The following is a 3,360-nucleotide window of genomic DNA, read 5'->3' on the forward strand; positions in this document are numbered from 1 at the left end:
ATGTTTATCTAAGCCTGCTTTAATAAGAATAAGCTCTTTTTGTTGCTATTTCTCTTCTTCGTCTTGACTATGTAGTTTTTTGCCTATCGGAAAAAGTGAAAGTATCTATTTTTTATCGTCATTGTGATTTAATAAATTATTTATACCATTTCAATGACATTTCTAATGTGTAGAATATATTTATTGTCAATACTTCACTCTGACCATTAATAGGCAATGAATTCGGGAAACAAGATTTTATTGTTTTTTATAAAAAGTAACTTTCTTTTCACTTGATTATGGTTCGTCACCTGGCTCTACTACAGCTTTTTCACAATCTTGCCTTTCTTTTATTGTGCATTCTCTTAAATAATAGTCGACACCATCAGGAATAGCCATACAGTATTGATCAATATACTCATATTTTTTTTTGCTCTGATTAAAATAATACATTTTATTCAAAATGATATTGTTTTCATAAAGAATTACATCACCGCAGGTTTTTGTGCTGGTCGCAATTTTTTTTTCAGGATCAAAAACAAAAACATATCCTTCTAAATTAGGGTCAATAAATTTATTTTGCGACTCATCATAAATGAAATACATATGTGGCACATTTGTACCTCGTGTATCACCTTCAACAAGTGAAAAATCATTTTCATTGCCATCAAAGTCAAAATCACCTATTTCTACTGTAAAAACATCATAAAATAAATAGTTTTTTTTAGTTTTAATACGTTGTATTAATTCACCATTTTTTTTACTATAGATATTAACTCCCGTGATTTTAATATCTTCTTTTTTGTTCTTAGATAATAAAAGTTTAAAATAGAAATCTTTTGTTGAATGTATTTGTAGAAATTCGACATTTTTAAATTCAATGTTACTAAGTAATTCTTTAGAATCTTTATGGTTTTCTTTATAACCATTAGACCAGATTACATTGTATTCAAAAATTTTTTTCAATTTAAAATCGCCAAATTTAAGGGAGGTTCCAATCAAAAAGTCGTTTTCAGATTTTATTTTATTTTCACTAAAATCAAAATTTTTAAGGATCAATGTATCTTTATTACCAAATAAATCATAAGTGTAATTTTCATACACATATTCATTATCTACTTTCTTAGGTAATCGCTCAGATATTATAGTGTAATCATTTGTATTAACATAAGATATAGTAAGTGAATTATCAGAAGTACCACTTATATAAAAGTCTATTTTTTTATCACCAATATTTCCACTATAGATTCGATATATTGCTTGTGTAACTTGTGGAAAAAAAGAAATTATTACTAAAAGATATTTTAAAACATTCATTTATGTGTACCTTTATTTTGAAATATAATACTTTTTACCTTTTATTACCGCTTCTGTTTGATCGTCTATATCTATAGAATTTAAATTAACAAAAAAAGCAGGATTTATTTTATATCCTAACTTTGCTATTTCCTTTTTTTCACCTTTAGTTTTATTATTGTGAATATACATAGCAATTTCTAAATGTAAATGTGTATTAACAAGCCCTTTGGCATTACCTGTGTCAGATGTATAGCCAATATGCTCCCCTCCCTTAACTTTGCAACCCACTTTTATTTCAGGTACTTTTTTGTCTCATGTAAATGGCAATATCGGATATAAGAATAATCACTATTTATATCGAAATTCCGATGAAGCGTTAAGTGATATTCTTTGTAAGTTAACGATGGTATTATCTTTTGTCGCCAGCTAAATTGTCTAAACATAAGAGAAACTTATTACAATGAGTACTAAGTTTTATCTTTCTTATTTTTTATAATTAATCGGGAGAGAGAACGGTTATTAATTTTGTTTTACCGTTCTGATAAATAAAAGTGTAAGTTGTTATACCCCCTTGAAAATATTGAGTGATTTCTAATTTATTTTTTCCAGACCATTTATAATTAATCTCTACATTCTTGTCTTCATAAAAAACAGACGAATTTTCGCCCACTTTAATTTTCTTTCTAAAAATATGAGAAGGGTTATAGTTCATTGCATTATAAACATCCAAAATAGTCATATTGTTATAATAACAAATATCAGTGGTATCTATATCAATTTGCTTAGTTTTAAGGCATTTTTCGTTATTATAATAATTATTAATATTTATTTCTTCTTGCTCAGATAAACGTTTAAAAAAAATGAATTGATTTTCATAAGGAACAATGAGTTTATTGCTAGCAAGTAGAATAATATTCATATAACCATTGATGTTACAGGTATCTGATAAACTATCGCTATCGTTTGAATAAATCTTAATAAAGTTATTAGTAGTTAGATGGTATTTTTTTAATTCATGCTCATATTCTTTAAAAAAATTATTTTGTTTTAATTCATTATTGATGTTTTCTTTATTTCCTTTTAGTTGCTTGAAATTACACCCCCAAAGAATAATTTTCTCCTGGTTAAAAATAACCAACTCATCTAATTCTGTCACTAATAGCTCACCCTCTTTCGTTTGTAAAAATTTTTTACTTAAATTATCTTTCATCAACACATAATAATTATTTTTAGATGAGCTAATATCAGAAGCATAAACAACATATGGCAATAAAATTAATAATAAAATCTTTAATATAATATTTTTCATATGATTAATTCCTAATTATTGGGGGTCAGATGCAAAACTATTACGATATCCTTCTTTTAATAATTCAATTGGATCGGTTATGTCCGCACGTCTTTGATAAGGTTTTTTTGATCTATCAGTCAACGGTTTTTTCAAATCTAGTCCAGTTGTTCCAGAGTAATATTCTAGATGCAACATATAAATAATTTTGCCATCAATAATCAATTCTGGCCTATATCGCTTCGTTATTTTAGGACTAATTTTAATTTCAACAATATGACTACTTTTTTCACCTTTTTTGAGTTCTTTAAGTAATAATCCTGTTTTTGCAATTATAGTACCTTGTTTTACTACATCACCAACTTCAACTTTAACACTTTCTTTATCTACCTCACCGTAACGAATAATAAATTGCTGGCCACTCTTAGTTTCATGTTTTATTGTTATCTGATATGTTTGAGAATAAAAATTACTTATTTCTAGGACTATACCGTCACTAATAGCAACAATTTCCGTTTCTGGTTCAGTATATAAATCACGTGCTGCATGTTTTCTTCCACCACTACGCCTCCATCCAAACATTGTTTGATTATTATTTTTAGTCCAATTAAAGTTTTTACCAAATTGTTTATCATAATTGTTTATAGGTTTTACTTTTAATGGGAAAATAATTTCAGGGCTATTCTCATTAAAATAATTAATCATCGCCACAGGATGAATAAACCATGCTTTTCCATCCATTGATAAATTAGAAAGTATCTGCGTGTTAGCATTAACAGGGGGTTGGTTAGAGT

5 protein-coding genes are annotated in these 3,360 nt (G+C 27.0%); 1 reads left to right on the forward strand and 4 read right to left on the reverse strand.

The genetic code is table 11. From position 1 onward, the window contains the following. Positions 1 to 276 precede the first annotated feature (276 nt). Positions 277 to 1,296, reverse strand: coding sequence for a hypothetical protein (locus O970_RS09265; protein ID WP_133459420.1), 1,020 nt, complete (start codon positions 1,294 to 1,296; stop codon positions 277 to 279). A 12-nt stretch (positions 1,297 to 1,308) separates the two neighbouring features. Further along, complete coding sequence (locus O970_RS09270; RefSeq protein WP_133459421.1) at positions 1,309 to 1,566, reverse strand: hypothetical protein; 258 nt, start codon at positions 1,564 to 1,566, stop codon at positions 1,309 to 1,311. 19 nt (positions 1,567 to 1,585) lie between these two features. Here O970_RS09270 and O970_RS10220 point away from each other — a divergent pair, with 19 nt between their 5' ends. Further along, entirely contained in the window at positions 1,586 to 1,708 is a 123-nt protein-coding gene (locus O970_RS10220; protein WP_275055061.1) for a hypothetical protein, read from the forward strand. Between the two features lie 66 nt (positions 1,709 to 1,774). On the opposite strand, the gene O970_RS09275 is transcribed toward O970_RS10220, so the two are convergent. Both O970_RS09275 and O970_RS09280 read right to left on the reverse strand, forming a co-directional pair. Then, on the reverse strand, positions 1,775 to 2,587 hold the full coding sequence (locus O970_RS09275; RefSeq protein ID WP_133459422.1) for a hypothetical protein: 813 nt from the start codon (positions 2,585 to 2,587) through the stop codon (positions 1,775 to 1,777). Between the two features lie 15 nt (positions 2,588 to 2,602). Continuing rightward, positions 2,603 to 3,360: M23 family metallopeptidase (locus O970_RS09280; RefSeq protein ID WP_238610633.1), on the reverse strand; the 758-nt coding region annotated here is incomplete at its 5' end.

It is taken from the genome of Candidatus Schmidhempelia bombi str. Bimp (genome assembly GCF_000471645.3).
In the GTDB taxonomy this organism is placed as follows: domain Bacteria; phylum Pseudomonadota; class Gammaproteobacteria; order Enterobacterales; family Orbaceae; genus Utexia; species Utexia bombi.

Bases quoted from the DNA above. Each gene is read 5' to 3' on its own strand.
- O970_RS09265 (WP_133459420.1), bottom strand. From the start codon at position 1,296: ATGAATGTTTTAAAATATCTTTTAGTAATAATTTCTTTTTTTCCACAA.
- O970_RS09275 (WP_133459422.1), bottom strand. From the start codon at position 2,587: ATGAAAAATATTATATTAAAGATTTTATTATTAATTTTATTGCCATAT.